At 45.4% G+C, this 24,388-nt stretch carries 28 protein-coding genes; 19 read left to right on the top strand and 9 right to left on the bottom strand.

The window, feature by feature from the left end; translation table 11 throughout:
* The first annotated feature begins 27 nt into the window (after positions 1–27).
* The 5 genes from rnz (at position 28) to AC3EBE_RS14140 (ending at position 4,822) form a co-directional block, all read left to right on the top strand.
* Positions 28–957 carry a ribonuclease Z gene (gene rnz, locus AC3EBE_RS14160; protein WP_488595688.1) on the top strand — a complete coding sequence of 310 codons (930 nt, stop codon included), beginning with the start codon at positions 28–30 and terminating at the stop codon, positions 955–957.
* An 18-nt stretch (positions 958–975) separates the two neighbouring features.
* Positions 976–1,524 (top strand): histidine phosphatase family protein, encoded by a 549-nt coding sequence (locus AC3EBE_RS14155; RefSeq protein WP_488595687.1) that lies wholly within the window; start codon positions 976–978, stop codon positions 1,522–1,524.
* 133 nt (positions 1,525–1,657) lie between these two features.
* Positions 1,658–2,026: an ArsR/SmtB family transcription factor gene (locus AC3EBE_RS14150; protein ID WP_488595686.1), complete on the top strand. Its 369-nt coding sequence runs from the start codon at positions 1,658–1,660 to the stop codon at positions 2,024–2,026.
* Entirely contained in the window at positions 2,019–4,154 is a 2,136-nt protein-coding gene (locus AC3EBE_RS14145; RefSeq protein ID WP_488595685.1) for a heavy metal translocating P-type ATPase, read from the top strand. Before AC3EBE_RS14150 ends, AC3EBE_RS14145 begins: the two co-directional genes overlap by 8 nt.
* A 53-nt stretch (positions 4,155–4,207) precedes the next feature.
* Complete coding sequence (locus AC3EBE_RS14140) at positions 4,208–4,822, top strand: class I SAM-dependent methyltransferase (protein ID WP_488595684.1); 615 nt, start codon at positions 4,208–4,210, stop codon at positions 4,820–4,822.
* A 110-nt stretch (positions 4,823–4,932) separates the two neighbouring features.
* Here the strand turns inward: AC3EBE_RS14140 and namA are convergent, their stop codons facing one another.
* From namA to proC, 3 genes are all read right to left on the bottom strand, one after another.
* On the bottom strand, positions 4,933–5,955 hold the full coding sequence (gene namA, locus AC3EBE_RS14135) for an NADPH dehydrogenase NamA (protein ID WP_488595683.1): 1,023 nt from the start codon (positions 5,953–5,955) through the stop codon (positions 4,933–4,935).
* A 78-nt stretch (positions 5,956–6,033) separates the two neighbouring features.
* Entirely contained in the window at positions 6,034–7,179 is a 1,146-nt protein-coding gene (locus AC3EBE_RS14130; protein WP_488595682.1) for a glycosyltransferase family 2 protein, read from the bottom strand.
* Between the two features lie 60 nt (positions 7,180–7,239).
* Positions 7,240–8,079 carry a pyrroline-5-carboxylate reductase gene (gene proC, locus AC3EBE_RS14125; protein WP_488595681.1) on the bottom strand — a complete coding sequence of 280 codons (840 nt, stop codon included), beginning with the start codon at positions 8,077–8,079 and terminating at the stop codon, positions 7,240–7,242.
* Positions 8,080–8,591: 512 nt separating this feature from the next.
* Between proC and AC3EBE_RS14120 the strand changes: the two genes are divergently transcribed.
* The 4 genes from AC3EBE_RS14120 (at position 8,592) to AC3EBE_RS14105 (ending at position 12,410) form a co-directional block, all read left to right on the top strand.
* Positions 8,592–9,557, top strand: coding sequence for an MBL fold metallo-hydrolase (locus AC3EBE_RS14120; RefSeq protein WP_488595680.1), 966 nt, complete (start codon positions 8,592–8,594; stop codon positions 9,555–9,557).
* A 5-nt stretch (positions 9,558–9,562) separates the two neighbouring features.
* On the top strand, positions 9,563–10,360 hold the full coding sequence (locus AC3EBE_RS14115; RefSeq protein ID WP_488595679.1) for an SDR family NAD(P)-dependent oxidoreductase: 798 nt from the start codon (positions 9,563–9,565) through the stop codon (positions 10,358–10,360).
* Between the two features lie 189 nt (positions 10,361–10,549).
* Positions 10,550–11,071, top strand: a complete 522-nt coding sequence (locus AC3EBE_RS14110) for a sigma-70 family RNA polymerase sigma factor (protein ID WP_488595678.1) — start codon at positions 10,550–10,552, stop codon at positions 11,069–11,071.
* Positions 11,064–12,410 (top strand): DUF4179 domain-containing protein, encoded by a 1,347-nt coding sequence (locus AC3EBE_RS14105; protein WP_488595677.1) that lies wholly within the window; start codon positions 11,064–11,066, stop codon positions 12,408–12,410. Before AC3EBE_RS14110 ends, AC3EBE_RS14105 begins: the two co-directional genes overlap by 8 nt.
* A gap of 398 nt (positions 12,411–12,808) precedes the next feature.
* Here the strand turns inward: AC3EBE_RS14105 and AC3EBE_RS14100 are convergent, their stop codons facing one another.
* Positions 12,809–13,000: a YqzH family protein gene (locus AC3EBE_RS14100; protein WP_488595676.1), complete on the bottom strand. Its 192-nt coding sequence runs from the start codon at positions 12,998–13,000 to the stop codon at positions 12,809–12,811.
* Between the two features lie 236 nt (positions 13,001–13,236).
* Between AC3EBE_RS14100 and AC3EBE_RS14095 the strand changes: the two genes are divergently transcribed.
* Both AC3EBE_RS14095 and AC3EBE_RS14090 read left to right on the top strand, forming a co-directional pair.
* Positions 13,237–14,496, top strand: coding sequence for a Y-family DNA polymerase (locus AC3EBE_RS14095; RefSeq protein ID WP_488595675.1), 1,260 nt, complete (start codon positions 13,237–13,239; stop codon positions 14,494–14,496).
* A 30-nt stretch (positions 14,497–14,526) separates the two neighbouring features.
* Positions 14,527–14,865: a YolD-like family protein gene (locus AC3EBE_RS14090; RefSeq protein WP_488595674.1), complete on the top strand. Its 339-nt coding sequence runs from the start codon at positions 14,527–14,529 to the stop codon at positions 14,863–14,865.
* Between the two features lie 48 nt (positions 14,866–14,913).
* Here AC3EBE_RS14090 and AC3EBE_RS14085 read toward each other — a convergent pair whose 3' ends face one another.
* The gene (locus AC3EBE_RS14085; RefSeq protein ID WP_488595673.1) at positions 14,914–15,129 is read right to left on the bottom strand and encodes a CDGSH iron-sulfur domain-containing protein; all 216 of its coding nucleotides are present in this window, start codon (positions 15,127–15,129) and stop codon (positions 14,914–14,916) included.
* A gap of 159 nt (positions 15,130–15,288) precedes the next feature.
* On the opposite strand from AC3EBE_RS14085, the gene AC3EBE_RS14080 reads away from it, so the two are divergent.
* Both AC3EBE_RS14080 and AC3EBE_RS14075 read left to right on the top strand, forming a co-directional pair.
* Positions 15,289–15,630 (top strand): iron-sulfur cluster biosynthesis family protein, encoded by a 342-nt coding sequence (locus tag AC3EBE_RS14080; RefSeq protein ID WP_488595672.1) that lies wholly within the window; start codon positions 15,289–15,291, stop codon positions 15,628–15,630.
* 90 nt (positions 15,631–15,720) lie between these two features.
* On the top strand, positions 15,721–16,266 hold the full coding sequence (locus AC3EBE_RS14075) for a hypothetical protein (RefSeq protein ID WP_488595671.1): 546 nt from the start codon (positions 15,721–15,723) through the stop codon (positions 16,264–16,266).
* A gap of 77 nt (positions 16,267–16,343) precedes the next feature.
* Here the strand turns inward: AC3EBE_RS14075 and AC3EBE_RS14070 are convergent, their stop codons facing one another.
* From AC3EBE_RS14070 to AC3EBE_RS14060, 3 genes are all read right to left on the bottom strand, one after another.
* Positions 16,344–17,279, bottom strand: coding sequence for an alpha/beta hydrolase (locus AC3EBE_RS14070; protein ID WP_488595670.1), 936 nt, complete (start codon positions 17,277–17,279; stop codon positions 16,344–16,346).
* 174 nt (positions 17,280–17,453) lie between these two features.
* Entirely contained in the window at positions 17,454–17,585 is a 132-nt protein-coding gene (locus tag AC3EBE_RS14065) for a hypothetical protein (protein ID WP_260983579.1), read from the bottom strand.
* A 71-nt stretch (positions 17,586–17,656) separates the two neighbouring features.
* Positions 17,657–18,559, bottom strand: a complete 903-nt coding sequence (locus tag AC3EBE_RS14060) for a hydroxymethylglutaryl-CoA lyase (RefSeq protein ID WP_488595669.1) — start codon at positions 18,557–18,559, stop codon at positions 17,657–17,659.
* Positions 18,560–18,706: 147 nt separating this feature from the next.
* On the opposite strand from AC3EBE_RS14060, the gene AC3EBE_RS14055 reads away from it, so the two are divergent.
* From AC3EBE_RS14055 to AC3EBE_RS14030, 6 genes are all read left to right on the top strand, one after another.
* Positions 18,707–19,894, top strand: coding sequence for an acetyl-CoA C-acetyltransferase (locus AC3EBE_RS14055; protein ID WP_488595668.1), 1,188 nt, complete (start codon positions 18,707–18,709; stop codon positions 19,892–19,894).
* Between the two features lie 202 nt (positions 19,895–20,096).
* The gene (locus tag AC3EBE_RS14050; protein WP_488595667.1) at positions 20,097–20,786 is read left to right on the top strand and encodes a CoA transferase subunit A; all 690 of its coding nucleotides are present in this window, start codon (positions 20,097–20,099) and stop codon (positions 20,784–20,786) included.
* 29 nt (positions 20,787–20,815) lie between these two features.
* Positions 20,816–21,484, top strand: coding sequence for a CoA transferase subunit B (locus AC3EBE_RS14045; RefSeq protein ID WP_488595666.1), 669 nt, complete (start codon positions 20,816–20,818; stop codon positions 21,482–21,484).
* A 292-nt stretch (positions 21,485–21,776) separates the two neighbouring features.
* A complete protein-coding gene (locus AC3EBE_RS14040) occupies positions 21,777–22,025 on the top strand; it encodes a YqkE family protein (RefSeq protein WP_488595665.1) in 249 nt (82 codons plus the stop codon).
* Positions 22,022–22,549 carry a GrpB family protein gene (locus AC3EBE_RS14035; RefSeq protein WP_488595664.1) on the top strand — a complete coding sequence of 176 codons (528 nt, stop codon included), beginning with the start codon at positions 22,022–22,024 and terminating at the stop codon, positions 22,547–22,549. The genes AC3EBE_RS14040 and AC3EBE_RS14035 overlap by 4 nt, the downstream gene beginning before the upstream one ends.
* A gap of 61 nt (positions 22,550–22,610) precedes the next feature.
* Positions 22,611–23,345, top strand: a complete 735-nt coding sequence (locus AC3EBE_RS14030) for a hypothetical protein (RefSeq protein WP_488595663.1) — start codon at positions 22,611–22,613, stop codon at positions 23,343–23,345.
* A 68-nt stretch (positions 23,346–23,413) separates the two neighbouring features.
* Here the strand turns inward: AC3EBE_RS14030 and AC3EBE_RS14025 are convergent, their stop codons facing one another.
* Positions 23,414–24,337 (bottom strand): aldo/keto reductase, encoded by a 924-nt coding sequence (locus AC3EBE_RS14025; protein WP_488595662.1) that lies wholly within the window; start codon positions 24,335–24,337, stop codon positions 23,414–23,416.
* Between the last annotated feature and the right edge of the window lie 51 nt (positions 24,338–24,388).

Below are 24,388 nucleotides of genomic sequence, written 5' to 3'. Positions count from 1 at the left end.
GCTTTTTCCTGAAAGGGTGTTTTGAAAATGGATTTATTTTTTTTAGGCACAGGTGCGGGGGTTCCTGCCAAGCTGCGGAATGTCACGTCAATTGCATTAAAACTTCTTGAAGAGCGCGGAACTGTCTGGCTGTTTGACTGCGGAGAGGCAACGCAGCACCAAATTTTACATACGAGCATCAAACCGAGAAGGATTGAAAAAATCTTCATCACCCATCTGCATGGCGATCATATTTACGGACTCCCGGGCTTGCTGTCCAGCCGCTCATTTCAGGGCGGAGAATCCCAGGTAACGGTATATGGTCCAGCAGGGATAAAAGAATACATTGAAGTCTCCTTGAAAATAAGCAAGTCATATTTAAAGTATCCCATTGAAATAATTGAGATTGAAGAAGGAGTCATTTTTGAGGACGGCCAATTTGCAGTAGATGCAAAGCTCCTTGAGCATGGTATTCCGTCATATGGGTATAGAGTTGTTGAAAAGGATCGCCCAGGTACACTCCTGGCAGACAAGCTTGCTGATGCCGGTGTTAAGCCTGGACCAGATTATAGGAAAATCAAAAACGGTGAGGAGGTCACCCTTGAGGATGGGAGGGTGATTGATCCTCACGAATTTGTCGGTCCTCCCCAAAAGGGCCGTATTGTCACAATTTTAGGCGATACAAGAGCCTGTACCAATGCTATGCAGCTAGCAAAGGATGCGGACTTGCTTGTTCATGAGGCCACGTTCTCTGAAGATGAAGAAGCACTTGCCCATGAATACTTTCATGCTACGACCCTGCAGGCAGCGGATACTGCATTAAAGGCTGGAGTCCACAAGCTGTGTCTTACACACATCAGCTCGCGGTATGACCGTAATGATTGGAAGCAGCTTGAGGCTGAAGCACAGAAGGTTTTTCCGAACACGGTCATTTCAGAAGACTTCATGGAAATTGTTATACCTTATAAAAATGATTGAAACAGAGGAGGGTGTGCAATGAAAACAGTTTATCTTGTCAGGCATGCAAGTGCGCACGGCCAGCCGGTAGAAGCTCCGTTAACGGAACAGGGCCGTAAACAGTCTCTTGCCCTGGTCGATTTTTTCAAGCATAAGGAAGTTGACATCATCTATTCAAGCCCATTTAAAAGGGCAATCGATACCATCCGGCCGCTTTCTGAAACAAAGAACTTGAAAATCGTCGAGGATAGCAGGCTAGGTGAAAGGATACTAAGCACAGTCGACTTCGAAGACTGGAGGGATAAGCTGAAGCAAAGCTTCGATGATTTCGATCTTGTTTTTGAGGGCGGTGAACCACAGTCAGCAGGTATGCTCCGGGCAAAAACCATGCTTGAGGATGTTTTAAGCTCAAAGGAAGATCATATTTTACTTGTCAGCCACGGAAACATGACGACTCTGCTCATGAGGTATTTCAATGAAAGCTTTGGATATGATTGCCTGATGGAAATGACGAATCCCGATGTTTTCGAGGTGGTTGTTTCTGATGAAGAAACAATTCTAAAAAGAATTTGGGACGACAGGATCTAGCATTAGGTAAATTTAAGCCAGGAGAAATCCTGGTTTTTTATATTGAGATCTTATTGTCTTTACATTGACAATCAAACATATATTTGAATAAGATATATTCAAATGAACTTTTGAATGTATGAGGTGGAGCCAGGTGAAGGATCAGGATGTATGTCAGGTAAATTGTGTACATGATGAAAAGGTCGAGCGTGTGACAGCAGAGTTAAAAGCACAGAATACCTTTGAGGCAGCAAGGATTTTCAAGGCATTGTCAGATGAAACCCGAATCAAGATCGCCTATGCCCTTTATAAGGAAAAGGAGCTATGTGTCTGTGATGCAGCAGCGATTGTGAATGCATCAACTGCTACAGCATCTCATCATTTACGCCTATTAAAAAATCTTGGACTCGCAAAATACCGCAAAGAAGGAAAGCTAGTCTTTTATTCACTGAGCGATGATCATGTAAAGGGACTGATTCATTTAGCATTTGAACATCAGAAGGAGATGGAGGAAAATGGCTGAAGCAGCGCAAATGGGAGAAAAACATGTTTTCCGTGTACAGGGCTTCACCTGAGCAAGCTGTGCCGGAAAGTTCGAACAGAACGTAAAACACCTGGATGGTGTTTTTGATGCAAAAGTAAATTTTGGGGCGTCAAAGCTGACTGTATATGGCAATACCACCATTGCAGAGCTGGAAAAAGCAGGCGCATTTGAAAATCTCCGACTCTATCCAGATCAGGCAGGGATCCTGCTGGAAAAGAAAAAGCCGTTTTTGCAGGAGAACCTTACTGTTTTGGCCAGTCTGCTGCTGATCATCTCGGCTTACTTTTTCCAATTTATTTATGGGGAAGAAAGTGTTCCTGCTGTACTGGGATTCTTGGGAGCTATTTTAATCGGCGGCTTTTCACTTTTTAAAAGCGGCATTAAGAACCTGCTGAAGCTGGATTTTGATATGAGGGCTTTAATGACTGTTGCCATCATTGGAGCGGCGATCATCGGGGAATGGAGCGAAGGTGCAGTCGTCGTCATCCTGTTTGCCATCAGTGAAGTGCTGGAACGATATTCCATGGATAAAGCGAGAGCTTCGATTCGATCATTGATGGACATAGCTCCTAAGGAAGCGCTAGTCCGCCGCAACGGCAAAGAGTTCCTTGCAGATGTAAATGAGCTAATTATCGGCGACATTATGATTGTCAAACCTGGCGAGAAAATCGCGATGGATGGGGAAGTACTCTCCGGATACTCGGCTGTAAACCAGGCACCTATTACCGGCGAATCTGTGCCGGCAGAGAAAAAGGCTGGCGACGAGGTTTTTGCCGGAACATTGAACGGTGAAGGGCTGATCGAAGTTAAGATCACCAAGCTGGCCGAAGATACTACAATCGCGAAAATCATCCATCTCGTCGAAGAAGCACAGGCAGAAAAAGCTCCGTCACAGGCGTTTGTCGATCGTTTTGCAAAATACTATACGCCACTGATCATCCTTGTCGCATTCCTTGTGGCAATTGTCCCGCCGCTCTTATTGGGAGCTGACTGGAGTGATTGGATTTATCAGGGCCTTGCCGTGCTAGTTGTTGGCTGTCCGTGTGCTCTCGTCATTTCGACCCCGGTCTCCATTGTCACCGCTATCGGGAATGCCGCCAGGAACGGAGTCCTCGTTAAAGGCGGGGTCTATCTTGAGGAGATGGGGATGCTGAAGGCGATCGCCTTTGATAAAACCGGAACATTGACTAAAGGTGTTCCGGCAGTAACAGATTTTAAGGTACTAACTCCACAGGACCCCAATAAGATTCTGGCAGTCTTAGCAGCACTGGAGAACAAGTCGCAGCACCCCCTTGCAGCTTCTATAGTTCGTAAAGCGGAAAGTGAGCGAATTTCGATAGAAGAGATTGCTATAGAAGACTTTTCTTCTGTAACCGGAAAAGGAGTCAAAGGGACAGTTGACGGAGCGGCCTATTTCATAGGCAGCCCTAAATATCTTGATTCAATGCTGATAGGCGGGATCCACCCTGAAACAATGGCAGATATCACACGCCTGCAGAATCAGGGCAAGACTGTCATCGCAGCTGGAACTGCCACGGAGATCATTGCCTTAATAGCTGTAGCAGATGAAGTAAGAGAATCCAGCAGGGAAGTTGTTGCAAGACTGCATGATCTCGGCATTGAGAAAACAATCATGCTGACAGGGGATAACGAGGGGACTGCAAAAACAATTGGCAGCCAGGCAGGGGTATCTGATATTGAAGCAAATCTCATGCCAGATGATAAGCTTGAATTGATCAAGGATCTGCAAAGCAAACATGGCAAAGTGGCAATGATTGGAGATGGCATCAATGATGCTCCTGCCCTCGCAGCCGCTACCGTGGGTGTCGCAATGGGAGGAGCAGGGACGGATACAGCCCTGGAGACTGCCGATATAGCACTGATGGCAGATGATTTGAAGAAGCTGCCATTCACGATCAAACTAAGCCGCAAGACCTTGAATATCATTAAGCAGAACATCGCTTTTGCAATAGGAGTTAAATTGCTCGCGCTGCTCCTTGTCATTCCCGGGTGGCTTACACTATGGATTGCGATCTTTGCGGATATGGGAGCAACCTTGCTCGTAACATTGAATGGCCTTAGGCTGCTTAATGTAAAAGACAAATAGGCATCTATGATCTTCAGCATTGTTAGTGAATACGAATAGCTGGGGGAATAGGGATGAATAATTCATGGAATGCAATCATTTATAAAGTCTGGGCACCACTATATGACCGTTTTTTTAATGCAGGCCCATTCTTGCGGGCGAGGGAAAGGCTCTTTACTGATGTGCCATTCCAGCCAGGTGACAGGATTCTGTTTGTTGGTGCGGGCACAGGTGCTGACATAGAAAGGCTTCCATATGAAAAGCTGAACGTGACAGCAATCGATTTTTCTGAGGATATGCTGAATAAAGCGAGGCAGAAATTCAATGGTTCGGCAATTGAGTTTATGAGAATGGACGCGCAGGAGCTGCAGTTTCCTTCCGAAAGCTTTGATTATGTAGTTGGAAGCTTAATTCTATCAGTCGTACCTGACGCCGGGAGAGCATTTGCGGAAATGGCAAGAGTCTGCCGCAAAAATGGCACTCTCCTGGTTTTTGATAAATTTGCGGAGCCGGGTAAGGGATTATCCATTCCAAAAAAGCTGGCCAGGCAAGTTATAAAATTGCTTGGAACGGACATAGGGGTTTCCTTTGAAACTATTTATCAGCCCCAAAAGTCAGTGTTGGATTTGATATCGGATGAAGGAATGCTGTTCGGCAGCATGTACCGAAGGATTCTTCTAAAAAAGTAAAATAAAAAAACAGCCCGGCCGCTGAATCAAAAATGGCTGGGCTGTTTGTTTTTTTAGCATGAAACTGAAATCTTGAAATAGGGGCATTGCTGCCTGTTTCCTTTTTGAGTTTAAAATAACCAGCCGCGGCTGTATTGCTTTGGCGGTTCAATGCTAGTGCCCAGTTCTTTCGCAGCGGTTCGCGGCCAATATGGGTCACGCAGCAATTCACGGGCAATGAAGATTAAATCCGCGCGATCATTCTGGAGGATCTCTTCCGCCTGGATTCCTGTCGTGATCAGGCCGACTGCACCGGTAGCTATTCCGGCACCATGCTTGATTTTTTCTGCGTATGTAACTTGATATCCAGGATAAGCTTTGATCCGGGCTGGCACGACTGCACCGGAACTTACATCGATCAAGTCAATACCCAGATCCTTAAGCCAGGCTCCAATCGTTACATAATCGTCCGGAGTCAGCCCATTTTCATTGTAATCATTCGCTGAGACCCTTACTAACAACGGTTTATCCCATACGGTCTTAATGGCTTCAGTTACTTCACGCAGGAAGCGGAAGCGTTTTTCTGGACTGCCGCCATATTCGTCTTCGCGTTTATTTGTTAACGGTGATAGGAATTGATTGATTAAATAACCATGTGCGGCATGGATTTCAATTACATCGAAACCGGCACGGTTTGCCCTGTCAGCAGCAAGCCTGAAGGACTCTATTGTTTCGCGTATATCTTCGACAGTCATCGCCTTTGGCTCTTTGTATTTTTCATCAAATGCAAGCGCAGAAGGAGCAATGATTTCCTCTCGCAGCTGGGCTTTCCTGCCTGCATGCGCAAGCTGGATACCTGCTGCCGCCCCATTTTGCTTAATCTGATCAGTCAGCCGTGAGAGCCCCGGGATATGCTCGTCGCTCCAAATGCCCAGATCCTGAGGGGAAATCCGGCCCTGAGGGGTTACGGCAGTTGCTTCCAGGATGATCAATCCGACTTGGCCAACTGCTCTGCTAACGTAATGGGAGATGTGCCAATCTGTTACGATTCCATCCTCCTGTTCACATGAGTACATGCACATCGGTGCCATCACAATTCTGTTTTTAAGGGTAAGGCCCTTTAAGTCATAAGGTGAGAATAATTTTGTTTCCATTCAAAAGCCTCCTTTATTTCGCATACCAAAATATATCTTCAGTATAACAGCGCAAAGGATGGAAGGGAAAAAATGTACTCATTCTCTGTCGTTTTTTCTCAGCTCACTCAGTGAATATTTAGTGCCGCGCCAGATGATGCCGCCACGCCTGAAGGTTAAATAGCTTGCCCGGATGATCGAAAAAATAAAAAGCAGTGCAGTGAAGGGAAGTGCAAAGAAAAGCAATGGAGAGAAACGAGTCATTTTCTTTGTCACCATTGTATATAGAAAAGCCAAAAGAATTAGATTTGCTGCACTGAGGAACATCAAATTTCGATCGCTTGAAAATATCGTAAAGAATGGAACCACCTGGGAAACAAACACGCCGAACACGGAAAACAGCACCATGCTGATCCGGTAATGCAGTCCAGCGAATGTATTCTTTTCCAGACCGGCAAGTGCCTCCTTTAGACTTGGGTACCATTCAACCTCAATTAACTCCAGGGCTGTGACCATTTTTTGCTGCAGCTTTGCAGCTTTTATCCTCATTCCCAGCTGCAGATCGTCATCCGGACGCATTCTGATGGAGGCGTGGCCTCCAATCTTTTCATAGGCAGCCCTTTTGACCAGATTGAAGGCACCAATGCCGATTCCTGTTTTTGACCTTGGATTGTTGGCAAGCCATGGTCTCTTATAATAGGAAAATCCAAATAGGAAAAATGCGACGAATGCTTTCAGCCAAAATGGTTTCGCACTGAGATTAGGAGCAGCAGTCATATGATCAAGGGAGTGTGCTTGAAAGTAACCAATCGCTTTTGAAAAAGCACCTGGCTGATATAGTACATCCGCATCTGTAAACAGGATCAATTCTCCGGATGAATGCATATACCCTTCATACAAGGCATAATTTTTGCCTAGCCATCCTTTTGGCAAAGAATCAATGTGGACGACCTTGATTCTCGAATCCCTCGATTTTAAATCATCCATTATTTTTCCGGTAGCATCCACAGAGCGATCATTAACCAAAATCCATTCGACATTTTCATAGTTTTGTGAAAGCTGGGTTAGCAGGCTGGTGCCTAGATGTTCTTCTTCATTCCGGGCGGCAACGATAACGCTTAATGACGGTCCATTATCCAAACTCTGTGCTTTCTCCAGCGTGTCGAGCTTCCTGAATCCAATTGCGGCATCAATTGTTGCGGCGGCCCAAATGATCAGAGTGATAGAAAGTAAAATGAGTAACATGCAGCATCCATCCCTGGTGTTTTTCTCTATTGTAGAGAATAGCAGGGACAGATTGCAATTCTAGGAGTGCTTGGCAGCAAGCTCGCTGTGCAGCATCTGCCCAAGTTTTTGGGATTGTGCTGTCGCTTCCTTGATGCATGTAATCACGGCTGACTGCACCCCTTGCTGGTCCAGTATATTTATTCCGGCTTCGGTCGTTCCCCCCGGACTGGTTACTTCGAATCTGAGCTGTGCTGGCTCCTTATCCGTTATGGACAACATCTCGGCAGCTCCAAGAAGTGTCTGGATAATCAGCTTTTTCGCTGTTTGTTTTTCCAGCCCGATTTCCGCTGCACTCTGCTCCATTGCTTCAACAAGATAATAAATGTAGGCAGGGCCGCTCCCGGATAGACCTGTCACAGCATCAAGCTGGGATTCTTCCACAATCGCTGTAAGGCCAATAGTATTAAGCAAGTCTTTCACAATTTTCCTTTGGGCTTCAGTAACCATATCATTGAATGCAAGTCCTGTCGCGGATTTGCCGATAGCCGCAGAGGTGTTTGGCATTACCCGTGCTACCGCTAACGACTTTCCTGCTGCCGCTTCGATCGCCTCGATGGAAATCCCTGCGAGGACAGAAATGACTAACATTCCATCTTTTAGGAAGGGTTTTATTTCCTCCAGGGCAGCTGCAGCATCCTTCGGCTTCATCGCTAAAATGACAGTTTCAGCACCGTAAAATAATTCTTCATAATCATATGTTGTACGTACCTTATAACGCTGCTCCAGCAGCTTAAGTCTGTCAGTATCCTGTTTGTTCGTAATCCACATCTGCTCTCCCGGAAGAAGCCCGCTTGCCCCTATTCCGGAAATCATCGCTTCTGCCATTGATCCTGCTCCAACAAAAACAAGCTTCTTCATTAAGATCGCCTCCATGATTTAAAAAATAAAAAGGCCTTTCATCCTTAAAAAGGACGAAAGGCCATGCTTCCGTGGTACCACCTTCATTCACTTTTTCAGCCAGGCCAAAAAAGTGCAGCTCATAATCCGTTAACGCTGGTATGCGTCCAGGTTTGCCTGGCAGCTTGCAAGGTAGGGTTCAACATGAAGAGGGCGGTGGAGCCTTACAGCCGGTGGACTCCACTCTCTTGCGCCATTCCTGTCTACTCGTCTTGCTCAAGTGCTTTCTGCTGTGATTTGAATTTTAATAGTGATTATGCAAGATAGACAGCCTCTGTGTCAATAGGCAATTTATAAGTTTTTGTTTTTTTCTGAAAACGGTAAATGAAAATAATGACATTTGCCTGCTTTAAAGGTAAACTTATTTTTATATTGAAAAAATGCTCCCAAAGCCAGATTCGCAGATTTACATATGAACTGGAAAATAATTAGGTGTAATACCTTATATAAATATAATTTTTGAGGTGAAATAAATGCCGGAATGGAAAGATGGAATTGCCAAGCTGACATTGCCGACTCCATTCCCTGTTGGTGATGTCAATGCTTATTTGATACAAGGAGACCGGCTTACGCTTGTGGATGCTGGTACAAAGACATTGGAAGCATGGGAAGTTTTTAAATCCCAGCTATCAGAGCTTGATCTTACACCAGAGGACATTGAGCAGGTCATCCTGACGCATGATCACCCGGATCATGTTGGTTTGCTCGACTATTTGCCTTCGGAGCTGGAGGTTTACGGCCATCCGCTGAACGAAAGGTGGATTAATAGGACAAAGGAATTTGAGAGGGAACACGCAGATTTTTACACAAAGCTTTTCGTGCAATTTGGGATTCCCGAACACTATTTCTCTCGTTCTCTTAAGGTGATGAAGCATACCCTGTTGTTTTCATGCAGCCGGTCGTTGTCAGGGCCGCTGATGGAGAATGACCATCCACCAGCCCTTCCAGAATGGAGGGTAATTGAAACGCCTGGCCATGCCCAAAGCCATATCGTACTATTGCGCGAACAGGATGGCGTCATGATTGCAGGGGATACAATTCTTGCCGGAATTTCCCCTAATCCATTGCTTGAGCCGCCGCTTCCAGGCACATACGAGCGCCCAAAGCCGCTCGTCCAGTACAATGCTTCGCTAAAAAAGCTGGAGGACTTATCGATAGGACTCGTATACACTGGTCATGGAACGGAGATAACAAGATTTGATCGTCTTGTTAAGAAAAGGCTTGACCGCCAGCATGACCGAGCGATGCAGGTGAGGAAAATGATTGAGGGCAAAGAACTGACTGTTTTTGAAATTTGTACACAGCTGTTCCCAACCATCTATGAACGCGAATTGAACCTGACAATATCTGAAACGGCCGGGCAGCTGGATTACTTGGAATCCCTGGGGGCTGTATCTATTAGGGAAGAAGGTGCATCCTTCTTTTACACAGCAAAATGAGGTGAATGGCAGTGCCATCGTTAACAGGAAAAAATATTATCATTACCGGTGCTTCAGGAGGTATTGGAGCGGAAATTGCACGGCTCTGTGCGGAGCGCGGCGCGAATCTTGTCCTTCTGGCCCGGGGAATCGAGAAATTGGAGCTTTTAAAACAGGAGCTTGAATCCAGACATTCCGTAAAAGTTTTTGTAAATCAATTGGATGTATCGGACACGGAGGCAATCCAGGATGTTTTCACAAAGATACTGAACGAAATCGGACATGTGGATATTTTAATAAATAATGCGGGTTTTGGAATTTTCGACTATGCACATGAGGTGAAAGTCGATGATATCAAATCGATGTTCGACGTGAATGTCGTTGGCCTGATGGCATGCACAGCCATGGTCCTGCCAGGGATGAAGCAGCACAGGAGCGGGCATATCATCAATATCGCGTCGCAGGCTGGCAAAATTGCCACACCAAAATCCAGCGTTTACTCAGCAACCAAGCATGCTGTCCTCGGCTATACGAACAGTCTGCGGATGGAGGTCGCTGATGAAAATATTTATGTGACCTCGGTCAATCCGGGGCCGATTGCCACAAACTTCTTCAATATCGCTGATAAGCAGGGTACATATGTGAAGAACGTTGAACGTTATATGCTCCAGCCCGACTATGTTGCCCGGCAGGTTGTCGGCAGATTGATGACAAGGACAAGGGAAATCAACCTTCCTCGCTGGATGAATGCCGGCAGTGTTTTATTTGCCCTGTTCCCGAGAGCCTTTGAACGCATTGGCAGAAAAGCCTTTAATAAGAAGTAGCAACGATGTAAAACCGCTTAGTCCTGGGCGGTTTTTATTTTTGGAACAATCGCTTGATTTGAGCGAGGGACAAGGGTTTGATTTCAGGAGCAAGCAAGTTTTAATCCTGGATGAATTATTTTTAAAAAAATAAAACTTTTTCCCCGCTTCGATGTCTAATGTGTAGATAAAAGTTAGGAGGAGACACCTTTGGAGCTTGAAGAATTGGTCCTCAGGGCAAAAAAGGGCGATGAGGCAGCCTTTTACGAGCTGATGCAGCTTCATAAAATCCGCCTTTACCGGATTGCCCTGAGTTACTTGCGAAATAGCGAAGATGCGGTTGAAGCATTGCAGGAGGTTACGTACCGTGCTTACCGATCAATCAGGAAAGTGAAGGAACCGCAATTCTTTACTACCTGGCTGACAAGGATCCTGTTAAATTACTGTAATGATGAATTAAAGAAGCGGAGAAGGGTTTTCGTCAGCGATGATCTGATCAGGCTGATGGGGGCGGAGCATCAATCCTGCTGGCTGGAGGTCGAGGAAGTCATTGGCAAGCTTGAACCGAAAACAAGGCAGGTTATTGAATTAAAGTACGTGCATGATTTTAAAATAAAGGAAATTGCCGATATTCTTGAATGCCCGGAAGGCACTGTGAAGACGTGGCTCAACAAAGGGCTGAAGGAGCTCCGCGTTCAGCTGGGAGAGAAGGGGGAGTTGGGCTATGCTTAATGCTGAAGAAGAGAAATTGACGAGGGCACAGGCTGCACTTGAAACTATTGATATCCCTGAAATCCAGCTGGACCAGGCGATATCTTCAGGTATAGCCAAAGGAAAAAGAAAGAAGAAGAAAAATCTGCTGTTCATGAGGGCTCTGGCGTCTGCCGCCATCCTGATTTTTGCTTTTACAGCCATGCTCAGGACTTCGGAGACCTTCGCCTCTTACATCACTTCAATTCCAGGCATGGAGAAAATTGTAGAGCTCGTCAGGTTTGATAAAGGTTTGCAGGCCGCAATTGAAAATGATTTTGCCCAAAAAATCAATGTATCCGATGAGCATGACGGATTAAAAATTACGCTGGATTCCGCTATTGTTGATGAAGAGATGATGGTGCTGTTTTATACCATGGAGTCTTCGGGCAGCCATAAGGACATATCCGTTGACCATTTTGAACTGACCGATGAACATGGGAGGGAACTTGAACTAAGCTCATCCTTCTCTGCCAGTCCCATTGATTTGCAAAAAGAAGGGAAGGCTGTTCAGGAAATGACCTATTATTTCTATGGAAAGGCCGTTCCTGAAAATATGAAACTGAGTTTTCATCTTGCAGAAGGAAGAACTGAAAATGGAGAGCCGCGTACTAAACTGAGCGATACCTGGGTTCTTCCATTCTCGATTGATAAGGAATCCTTCAAGGATAAAAAAGAAATAATCGATGTGAATAAAACAGTGAGCTTTGAAGGCCAAAAGGCAATCATTGAAAAGGTATCCATCTATCCAACAAGGATAGGAGTGACTGTTCATTTCGATGAGGGAAATACTAAGCAAATATTCGCGATTGAAGACCTGCGGCTGGTGGATGAAAGCGGCGAGGAATGGGCTGGCGTTGCTAATGGAATCAGTGCAAGCCATATCAGTGACCATAAACAGGAATTATATCTCCAAAGCAATTTCTTTAAAAAACCGGAAAAGCTTTATTTGAGGTTCAGCTCCATCCGTGCGCTTGATAAAGATCAGCTTGAAGTAATTGTCGATCCAGAGAAAATGGAAATTCTCCAGGCTCCAAAGGATGGGCGGCTGCAGAAAGTGAGCAGGGAAGATGATTACTTGAAATTTACTTTCCAAAAAGATCCTACTATACAGAACATATCTGCTTTTGACCGGGCGGTTGACAAGAATGGAAAAGAAATTGGAGATGGCAGCGTAGCTTCGTTATGGAATGATTCTGAAGGAATAAGTGAAATCATGATTCCTTACTTCAATGAAGGCGCTGCACCAGGCCCTATTTCTCTTGAAATCAGGGATTATCCGGCTCGTATCAAAGGCGAAGCGAATATCAGGCTGAAATAGCCAAAAGGCTGTCCTCTGCATAGGGCAGCCTTTTTATAGCATCAGAAATATATCTCGCTTTGAGAACTGTCTAGCTCCAGCGCCTAGCCAGTTTTCATCCCAGAGAAAGCTTCCTTGAGTATCTTGCGAGAAGCGTTAGCTTTGAGCAGCTCGAGTCGCTTGTCTAGCTGCGGCTCCTAACTCCTCGAGACGCTTCGGTCCTGCCAATGAAGTCAAAGAGCGACTTCACTGTCAGGCCCTCCGACGGACACGATGTTCTAGTGCCGACGTTGCCACAGGACGTGGCGGTCTTAGTCGGCCAGCGCTTGTCGGACTTGCACAGGATGTGCTGACGGCGACGTTGCCACAGGATGTGGCGCAGTTAGTCGCCGTTCCGTTCAGAAGGCGCTTGCGCTTTTCTATGTAGCCAAAAATTCGTAAACCGTGTCATTGATTATGTCATGCAAATCGGCTTCAGGGTCCCCGCTTTTCAGCTCTACAATCTTCTCATATATTTCTTCAAATTCCAGTTCGCTGAACGGCAATGAATCATCATGCCGATACTGCACGAAGCATTTCTGGACCATTTTTCGGATGAGTTTTCTGTCCATACAAAGCACCTCTAATCCTGATTATACTCTCAACTTCGGGGTGAATACAGCCTTCTGTAAAAATGTCCAGTGCTGGCATGACCCACCAAATACACCTTAATTAAGTCATTCCGCCGGAAAATTCCCATTGAAACCGAACGCATATTCGCTTAATATTATGGGTATAATGAAACGGAACAGATGTTCCTGTGAATGGGAAGCACAAAAAAATCACACAGAAAGGAGAGGCACAGAAAATGATTGATTACAGCGAAATGCCCCAAAGCAAAATTCTTTGTGTTGATATGAAAAGCTTCTATGCCAGCTGCTCAGCAGTGATGCTTGGCCTGGATCCTCTAGACTGTTACCTGGCCGTCGTCGGTAATCTTGACCGTCCGGGAAGTGTTGTCCTTGCAGCCTCACCTCGCCTGAAGAAGGAATTTGGCATTAAAACCGGATCGAGGATGTTTGAAATTCCGAAGGATCCGAGAATCATTGTCGTTGATCCCCAAATGTCAACGTACCTGCGAATCTCCACTGAAATCTCCCGTGTATTCAATCGCTATGTCCCTAAGGAAGCGATCCATACCTACAGTGTCGATGAAAGCTTCATAAAAGTAGACGGAGCTTCAAAGCTATGGGGCGATGCGGCCTCAATCGCAAAAAAAATCAAAGATGATATCGAGCGGGAATTCCAGCTCCCCAGCGCGATCGGTATTGGCCCGAATATGCTGATGTCAAAATTATGCCTTGACCTTGAGGCGAAAAAGAAAGGGATTGCGGAGTGGACGTATGAAGATGTCCAAACAAAGCTCTGGAATCTTTCGCCGCTCAGGGAAATGTGGGGAATTGGCCGGCGTGTGGAAAAAACGCTGAACAGCATGGGGATTTTTACAGTCGGACAGCTTGCCCGCTATGATCTCGAAATATTGGAGAAAAAATTCGGCATCATGGGAAATCAGCTTTACTGGCATGCATGGGGAGTTGATTTTTCCGATATTGGTGCCCCGATCATGGAAGGCCAGGTGAGCTTTGGCAAGAGCCAGATTTTGCTCCGGGATTATAAAGAAAAAGAGGAAATCAAGCATGTCATCCTGGAAATGTGCGAGGAAGTGGCACGCCGGGCAAGGAGCCACGGAAGAGCAGGCCGGACAATCAGCTTTGGGCTTGGCTACAGCCAGGATGAATTCGGCGGCGGCTTCCACCGGTCAAGGACAGTCGAGGAGCCTACAAATGTCACCATGGATCTGTACCGTGTCTGCCTGGAGCTATTTGCTGAAAACTATACCGGAAAAACGGTCCGCAGCATTTCGATTGCGCTCGGAAACCTTGTTGTGGACAGTGAATTCCAGCTGAGCTTGTTTGAGAAGAACGGATGGAAGAAGAAGGAGCTTGGCTATGTCATGGACCGGATCCGCAGCCGCTATGGCTCAGCATCGCTGCTCAGGGCCGTTTCTTATACAGCAGCAGGCACAGCAAGGCACCGTGCCGCACTGGTCGGCGGACATAAAGGCTGATGATTTGGCGGAAAAGGAGGAAGGGATCGCATGATTCGTGACCGCGGAAGAATTAAATGGACTTCTATGATGCTTCCTGAACATGTAAAGCTATTGCGGGACTGGGCCAGGGAGGATGAATACGAAAAAGAAAAACAGCTGGATGAACAGCAGCTGGAGCAGCTGAACGACACCATTCTTGAAGCGATGGAATATAACCGTCCAGTGGCCATCACTTATTATCGCCAGCAGAAATATGAACTGGTGGTCGGGAAAATCCATTATTGGAATGAGCTTGGACAGAAGCTCCATATTGTAGATAAGTTCGAGGAAATCCACCGAATCCAGCTTTCAGCCATTGCCGATGTCCGCCACGCGGATGAATGGTGACCAATGCACAAAAAAGAGCAATGGGCACCCATTGCTCTTTTGATCATCTTATTCTGTTTCCTCAGGCTGTGGAGCACGTACGGCCGATTCAAATTTCCCTTTGTGGGATGCATCGCAGAAAGGCATGTTTTTGCTCATGCCGCAGCGGCAGAGCGAAAAAGCCGGTTTTGTTTCATACTTGTTTCCTGCACCATCCAATAATTCTACATCCCCAGTAATTCGTAATGAGCCGTTATCATTCACCTTGATTTGTACTTTTGACATAAAAACACTCCTTCACAAAATTGTCACAATTATCTTTGATACTAAAAGTTAAACAGGAAAATTGCAAGACTATTTTGTCAGGAGAAGGTAAGGGCTCAAAAACGAAAGCTGTAAAAAGATATGGTAAAATAAAAAAAATTGGGAAGGAGTGCAGGCAGTATGAAGATCACAATTACAGAAGCAGCAGCCGGCAAGCTTGAAGAAAAAATTTCAGGGAAACAAGGGTATATAAAGCTGAAATATGATATTGACGGCTGCGGCTGTGCAGTGAACGGAGTAGCCGCCCTCTGGCTTGAAAGCGGGCTGGATGATACTGAAATGGAAATCAGCACAAATGGGCTCAAAATGTATATTGAAAGATCAAAAGAGGTCTTTTTTGCAGAGGAAATGACGATTGACTACAGCAAAACGTCAGGCTGTTACCAGTTAAAGAGCCCAAATGAATATTTGAACCCAAGAATGAGCTTTTTTGACAAAACCGAAAGCATCATTAAAGGGTAATCATTTTACAATATTTTGAAAAAGGGGTTAAATAAGAAAGAGGCCGATATAATACATAAATCATCTGGTGCAATAGATAGGGGGAGAAATATGGGGAAATTAAGGCGTGAAGCCATAATGGCCATCTGTGTGTTTCTGCTGTCTGCGTGCACGTATAAGACTTCGGGAGAAGCCATCCAGAATGATGTTCCTTTCAACATCAAACAAGTCATCCACAAAGAAAAGACTAAGGATGGAGTGCTCATCTTTTACACGACAGAACAAAAGGATGGAGCAGACAAATTTGATGCACTAGCAGTTGCCTATATTGAAGGCAGTGAAAAAGATGGCTGGAAAAACGCAGGGCATAACCACTGGACTTATTATAAAAATGATTTCATGATTTTATATGCAGACGTCTTTCACATCTATAAAGAAGACGGTGAATTGGAAAACAGAATTCCCGTTATATTCGGCAAACTCGTCAATCCGGATATTCAAACAGTTGAAGCCGCCGGGACTGACGGAAAGTTTAAGAAGGTTGACATTATCCAAAAAGGGAATGAACGCTTTTTTTACGCAATCGGCGACTATAAAGAGGTAAGAGCGCTTGGGGCGGATGGAAAAGAGATGGACCGCCAGGGGGAAAAACAGTAAAAAGGTTGGCCCCTCTATGGAGGCCAACCTATTTTATTCGTTAACGGCAGAAACAGAAAGCCCTAATAATCAAGGAATTAGTTCGCTAAGCTCCCATCCTTACCGATAAAGCCATATTCCTCAAGGAATTCGTCAAGCACCTTTTCGTATTCGGTGCGGTTTTGGCTGTAAGATTGGGCATGCAGGCCGTTTTCAGCCATGTACAGCTTTTTCGGGCCTTTTTTTTGCTTGAACAATTCCTCTGTCATGTAGGGAAGGATGAAATCGTCCTTGCGGCTATGAATGAAAAGGATCGGTTTCTTGATATTTTCAATGACAGAGATTGGTGAAACCTCACTCAAGGAATATTTGTCGCGGATTCGGACGAATAGACCGGCAATGGGCACCAGAAGACGTGGCGGCAGCAGTTTGACCTCTGCGGTAATCCGGTAAGCAAGCTGCTTGCTAAAATCAGAAAACGGGCAGTCCGCAATATAAAAATCGGCACCATCTTCAAGTATGCCAGCATAAAGGAGGAGGGTTGCCGCACCCATGGACTCTCCGTGTATGCCAACGATTAATTCTGGTCCCTTTTCTTCTTTAATCCAGTCTACGACAGATTTAAGGTCGAATTTTTCATAATGGCCATAGCTTGTCGTCTTGCCGCCCGATTCCCCGTGGCGCCGATGGTCGTAAATGACCGCATTGAATCCGCGCTCGAGGAAAAGGTTCATGTATTTGACTGAATTGGTTTTGCTCTGGGTCACCCCGTGAGCGATGATGATGTACCGGTTTGTGTCATGTGGCTCCACAAGTACAGCCTTGAGGGTATAGCCGAATGAAGAGGTAATGACCACTTCTCTTTTCGGCAAAGCATCATATTCATCGGGGCGCAGATGGCCGGCTTCTTTTTCCCGGTTGAATATTTCTTCATCATCCTTCTTTTTCAGGAACATCAGTTTATTCGAAATAAATACCCCCAGAGAGGCTAGTACGAGCAAAAATGAAAATAATACACGGAATGCCTTCCTCACACTCAACCCTCCGAATGCCTTTTTTCTTTATTTTACCATTATCAGCATGGATACAAACACTAAAGCTTTTTCGGACTAAGTTAAAAAACTATGGATTGCAGCCCATTGATTAAAAAAAGACCGCAATATCGCGGTCTTGACCAGGACTATTCAATGGAACATTTAATCCTTTTCCTACTGCTGTGAGTTCTGGCCTTTAGTTGGATGGATTGCTTTTTCCAGATCCTCTGCAGCGATTTGCTGCTTGACGGTGTCGGCATTTGGCTTTCCTTGCTGGCTGTAGCCTTTGTCACGTTTTTGGCTCATGAGTGAATCTCCCTTCTTCTAAGTAGCTTCATCTTTAAGATGGTTCGAAGGAAGGGAGGTTATTCATCAACTTAAACACTGACAGAATTCATGCGATAATAGGTGCTTTCAATTGGCCTGGAAATATGAGGCCTGATGATTTCAATCGAGTGCAGCAGTTTATCCAGGTCTACACCAGTATCAATACCCATGCGGTGAAGCATGTACACGACATCTTCAGTGGCCGCATTTCCGGCAGCACCGGGTGCAAACGGGCAGCCGCCCAATCCTCCTGCGGACGTATCAAACCGGGTCACACCAGCCTGAAGTGCAGCGAAAATATTGGCTAGGGCGAGCTTTCTTGTGTCATGGAAGTGGGCGGTCATCAAGACATCAGGGTAGGCAGCCTTGAGCTTCGAAAATAAGGAATATGATTCGTTTGGGGCGGCCATCCCAATTGTATCAGCGACGCTCAATTCATCAGCACCAGCCTGTACAAACTGTCCGCATAAATCTACAGCAGCGTTTTCCTCTATTTTTCCTTCATATGGACAATAAAAAGCAGTTGAGATGCAGGCGCGCACAAAGTAGTCCTTTGATTTTAGCTCTGCGATAAGAGGCAATACCTCTGCCATGCTTTCGTCTGTTGTTTTATTGATATTCTTCTGATTGAAGGTGTTGCTGACACCTACAAAGACAGCGACAGCCTTGCAGTCAGTCATATAAACACGCTCAATGCCCCGCTTGTTTGGCGCAAGGACAATATTTCTGGCGGAGCCGTCAAGACAGCCGGCGACAATTTCGGCAGCATCGCCCATTTGCGGTACCCATTTTGGAGATACGAACGATGTTAGCTCCATTTCCTTAAGTCCGGCATTCTTTAGGGCATGGATAAATTCTTTTTTCACTTCGGTCGGTACGAAGCTTTTTTCATTTTGCAGCCCATCCCTTGGACCGACTTCGATAATCTCGACCTTCTCTGGAAGCTTTAGCATTTGGCGACCCCCTCCTCTTTAGTTAATTACATTTTAAATAGAAAATTTTTAAAAATGCAAGAATAACAAAAATTTTGATAAAATAAAAGGGATTTCAGCAAATCAATAGAAGTTAATACCTGTGAAACGAGAGAAAGGGTGAGCAGTTTGGGTAAAACCGAAGCAGTGATCGTATCGGCGGTAAGGACCGCGATCGGAAGTTTTAATGGCAGTTTAAAAAACATTTCGGCACCGGAGCTAGGCGCAGCCGTCATCAAAGATGCGCTTAAACAGGCAGGCGTCCTGCCGGATCAGGTTGATGAGGTAATCATGGGGAATGTCCTGCAGGCAGGTCTTGGCCAGAACCCGGCTAGACAGGCGGCAATTAAAGCGGGCCTTCCTGAAAGCGCTTCCTCATTGACGATAAATAAAGTGTGCGGTTCTGGTTTGAAGGCAGTTCATCTGGCAGCCCAGGCGATAATCGCCGGGGATGCGGAGATCGTTGTTGCGGGGGGCATGGAAAATATGAGCCAGGCACCATATCTTCTGAAAAATGCCCGGGACGGTTTTAAAATGGGTGACCAGAAACTCGTCGACAGCATGATTTCGGACGGCCTGTGGTGTGCATTCAATGATTACCATATGGGCGTGACTGCTGAAAACCTATGTTCAAAATATGAAATCGGCCGGGCAGAGCAGGATGAATTTGCGGCTGCCAGCCAGGAAAAGGCCGCTAAGGCAATTGAAGAGGGCAAATTCAAGGATGAGATTGTACCGATCCACATCCCTCAGCGAAAAGGGGATCCGATTGTATTTGATACAGATGAATATCCTAAAAAGGGAACAACTGCCGAAAAGCTTGGCGGGCTGCGTCCCGCTTTTAAAAAGGATGGCAGTGTAACGGCAGGCAATGCTTCAGGAATAAATGACGGAGCAGCAGCACTTGTCGTCATGAGCAGGGAGAAGGCAGATGCATTGGGCCTTAAACCGCTGGTGGTCATCAAGGCAAATGCAAGTGCGGGAGTAGATCCGAGCATAATGGGAATCGGCCCGGTTACTGCTGTCAAGAAAGCATTGGATAAAGCGGGCATGGCATTGGAGCAGATGGAACTGATTGAAGCGAATGAAGCATTCGCAGCACAATCATTGGCTGTTGACCGCGAGCTTAATTTTAACAAGGACATCTTGAACGTCAACGGTGGCGCAATCGCGCTTGGACATCCGATTGGAGCAAGCGGTGCAAGGATTCTCGTTACGCTGATTCATGAAATGAAGCGAAGGAATGCGAAAACTGGCCTTGCTACTCTTTGCATTGGCGGTGGACAGGGCGTAGCTACTGTAGTAGAGATGGCGTAAGTACTTATGTGTTACTAATCTATTAACAATTAGGCGTTGATTTTAAATCCTGTTGATTGTAATTTTTCAGAGGAAAGCGAAGCGCCTGGAACGAAAATCAACAGTCTGATTTAACAGTGACAACAATAAAAAAATCCAGTACAACAGTTTGCGAGCTGACTCAAAACCAGTTGACTGGCTGTATTCAAAGGAGGAGCAACGAATGAAAAGAATTTGTACATCCTTTCAGGAAGCTGTAGCGGATATCCATGATGGCGCAACCTTGATGGTTGGCGGGTTTGGACTATGCGGTATTCCGGAAAACGCGATTCTTGCCCTGGTGGAAAAAGGGGTGAAGGACCTGACAGTGATTTCTAATAACTGTGGCGTTGATGATTGGGGTCTTGGTTTGCTGCTGAAAAACAAGCAGATTAAAAAGATGGTAGGCTCCTATGTTGGAGAGAACAAAGAGTTTGAAAGACAAGTATTGTCAGGGGAAATCGAGGTGGAGCTGATTCCTCAAGGGACGCTTGCTGAAAAAATCAGGGCAGGCGGCGCAGGAATCCCGGCATTCTATACACCGGCTGGCGTGGGTACGCCAATCGCTGAAGGAAAAGAAACACGCATGTTCAATGGAAAAGAATATCTTCTCGAGGAAGCCTTGATTGCGGATTTCAGCATTGTCCGTGCATGGAAGGGCGATAAAATGGGTAACCTCGTCTATCATAAAACAGCACGGAACTTTAATCCAATGATCGCTGCAGCTGGCAAGGTCACTATTGCCGAGGTAGAAAACATGTATGAGATTGGAGAGTTAGATCCAAACAGCATCCATACTCCAAGCATTTATGTCCAGACACTGATTGAGGGGAACCAGGAGAAGCGGATTGAAAGGCTGACAGTGAAAGCATAACTTGGATTTGAACTGAAAGGAGAAGGCATATGATAACAAACAAAGGAAATGTCCGTGAAAAAATTGCGCGCCGCGCGGAGAAAGAAATTGAGAACGGGTTTTATGTAAACCTGGGGATTGGCATGCCGACACTAGTGGCAAACTTCATCTCAGAAGACAAGCAGGTTGTCCTGCAGTCAGAAAATGGTTTGCTGGGGATAGGGCCTTATCCGGAAGAAAATGGGGTTGATCCAGATTTAATCAATGCCGGGAAGGAAACAGTTACTGCCATTCCCGGTGCAGCGTACTTTGATTCAGCAGAGTCATTCGCAATGATTCGCGGAGGCCATATCAATATTGCCATTCTTGGCGGCATGGAAGTTTCTGAAACTGGCGATCTGGCAAACTGGATGATTCCTGGCAAGATGATTAAAGGCATGGGCGGAGCGATGGACCTCGTCCATGGGGCCCGCAAGATCATCGTCATCATGGAGCATACGAATAAGAGCGGAGACCCTAAAATCCTCAAGACCTGCACCCTTCCGCTCACCGGAAAGGGTGTGGTGAACAGAATCATTACCGATATGGCGGTAATCGATGTTACCCCATTGGGGCTTAAATTGGTTGAAGTTGCCTCAGGTTATACGGTAGAGGATGTCATAAAAGCAACAGAGCCTGAATTGCAGGTAGATGATTCTGTTATTTTAGATTCATATTGATTGAAAACAGGGGAACGCCTTTTGCAGGGCGTTCCTTATTTTTATCGTGCTTTGCCGGTGCCGTTATATTTAACTTGTGCCGATTCGGTGATATAATCTTTGAAAAAAGATTCTGTTAAGGGTCCTGTTAATAGTAAAAAACATTTCAGCAGGAGTTAGCTGTTACAGGTGACCGAACAAGTCAAATCAAATGGGGATCAACAGAGAAAGATTTTTCAGGAAAATGCTCCCACGTAAAAAGAAGATTAATTTTATGAGGAATTTTAATAATAGGATTGATGGGGGAAGTACAATGAAAAAGAAACAAAACCGTCAGCAAACAGTGAGAAAAGAGGATAAACCAGCCACGCTTGGTGACCTGCTTAATCAGGATGTCATGGAAAAACTGAAAGCACAGAAACAGCAATTAAAGGAAGAAGAAGAGCAGAAAAAACTGGCTGAATTGCAGCGCAAAAAGGAAGAGCAGCGTTTAAGGGAGAAAAACAAATCTTTTGAAGAGCTGCTGTCTGAAAGCGAAATGGATTGGAAGAAGTTTAAATGACACGCAGACGGGTGGAAGTTGTACCTTACCGTAAAGAATGGGCAGAGCTATTCAATAATGAAAAGAAGATGCTGGAAGAGATCTTCAGCCCGGCAGAGACGGAAATTTATCATATCGGCAGCACTTCGGTCCCGGGCCTCAGCGCTAAGCCAATCATTGATATTATGCTTGCAGCTGCCAGCCTCGAGGAAATTGAAAAAGTTACCCCGGCAATCGTTGCTGCAGGGTACGAGGCTAAGGGGGAAAATGGGATCCCGCGCAGACGCTATTTTCAAAAGAGTGAAAACGGCATCCGAAAGGTGCATCTACATTCGTATGAAAAAGGCAGCCCTGAACTGCACAGGCATCTAGTTTTTCGTGATTATCTCCGCGCTCATCCGGATGAAGCTAAAAGGTATGCAGAGGTAAAGGAAAAAGCAGCTGGAAAATATGAATATGATATAGAATCCTATATCACAGAAAAGGCGCCTCTGGTAAAGGAGTTAGAGCAAAAAGCACTGCAGTGGGACTTAGGAATGAAATAATATGTTTTGCTCTGCCGCCCAAAGGGCAAAGGGTTAAAAAAGCAAAGGAGCAAACATAGTATTGATATTTTTAACATTATTGCTTGCACTAGGATTCGTTGCTATACATTTATTTTCGCGGGCCTTGCCCTTTTTGGATCGTGTGCCGAGAAGCAAGCTGCTGTCTGGGGCTGGAGGTATTTCAGTTGCATATGTTTTCATTCATTTGCTCCCTGAATTGAACAAGCATAATGAAGTTCTTGATGAAACCATTCAAGGGGGTGCCCTGAATTTTTTCGAAAACCATACATACATTGTCGCGATGATGGGATTGTCCATTTTTTACGGCCTTGAACGGATGGTTAAAATTTCGAAAAGAAAGCAACAGGAGCAGAACAACATCAACCGAGCATCGAAGGGTGTATTTTGGATCCATATTGCATCTTATTTCCTCTATAACACTCTGATCGGTTATCTGCTGCTGCACGGAGAGCAAGAGACCATTTCAGGAGTGGTTTTCTATTTCATCGCATTGGCTGTCCACTTTATTACCAGTGACCATGCGTTAAGAGAAGCCCACAGGGAAGATTACGACCATATTGGAAGATGGCTTTTAACGATAGCGATTATAGCTGGCTGGGTCCTTGGTGTATTTGTTGAGGTTAACGAAAGTTTTATAGCAGTGTTATTTGCGTTACTTGCCGGCGGGGTCATCCTGAATGTGATGAAGGAAGAATTGCCGGAGGAAAGAGAAAGCAATTTCTGGGCTTTTGCGGCTGGATTGGCAGGGTATACAATTCTGTTAATGCTTTCTTGAGTGTGATTGGAAAAAGAAAGGAACACATGGCGCTTATGAGTGTAACACGCCATGTGTTCCTTTTTGTTTTATCTATGCTGGTCATATTTATTAGCTTTGGTTATTGATCTGATGAGTTTTATTTCTTCTTCGGTCAGTGCCAGGCTGTTTGAAGCTTTTGCATTTTCCCTTACCTGCTCAGGTGAGCTTGCCCCGGCAACTACAGAAGCAACAGCTGATTGGGAAAGATTATATTGAATGGCAGCTTCGGCCATTGGCCTAGAGGAACCAAGTTTTTCCTTTAAGTCAGGCAGCACCTTTTCCAGCTCCTCGTAGCTGTAATCCAAATAGCCATTCTTCTTAATTGACGGAGAAGCTTTTTCAAGCAGAAGGTCACTTAGCAGCCCTTTAGCAACGGTACCCCTTGTAACCACGCTTATGCCATTTTCCTGAAGCAGCGGCAAAGCTTCCTCCTCAGGGCGGCGATCCAGCATGCTGTATTGCATCATCACAGAAACAATATTGGACTTATCTGCATATTCCCGGATCACATTCGGTCTTATGGAAGAAATTCCGTAATATCTGATAAATCCCTCTGCTTTCAGCTCCTCGAAAGCTTCAATCGTTTGTCCGATGTTGTCCTCGATAGTTCCGCCATGCAGCTGATACAGGTCGATATAATCGGTATTCAGCCTTTTTAAGCTTTGTTTGACTGCTTCCTTTATATATTCCTTGGAAGGATCCCATGACCAGCTGTCTTTATTGTCATTCCAGCGATTCCCAGCTTTCGTTGCAATGACTACCTCATCACGTACATTTTTAAGAGCTTGTCCTACGATTTTTTCATTGTCGCCAAAATCGTACAAGTCGGCGGTATCAAAATAGTTTATCCCTTCTTCAAGAGCAGCGTTGATAACCTCTTCAGCTTTTCGCTGGTCTGTTCCTAGCGACATGCAGCCAAGGCCGATTTCGCTGACAAACAGATTGGATGAACCTAGTTGACGCTTTTTCATAAACAATCACTCCGTTCCTTCAGGCTGATTCTATTTTAGCGAAAGAAAGGG

The sequence above is a fragment of the Mesobacillus sp. genome, from assembly GCF_057785455.1.
This window is presented reverse-complemented; position numbering and strand designations above follow the sequence as displayed.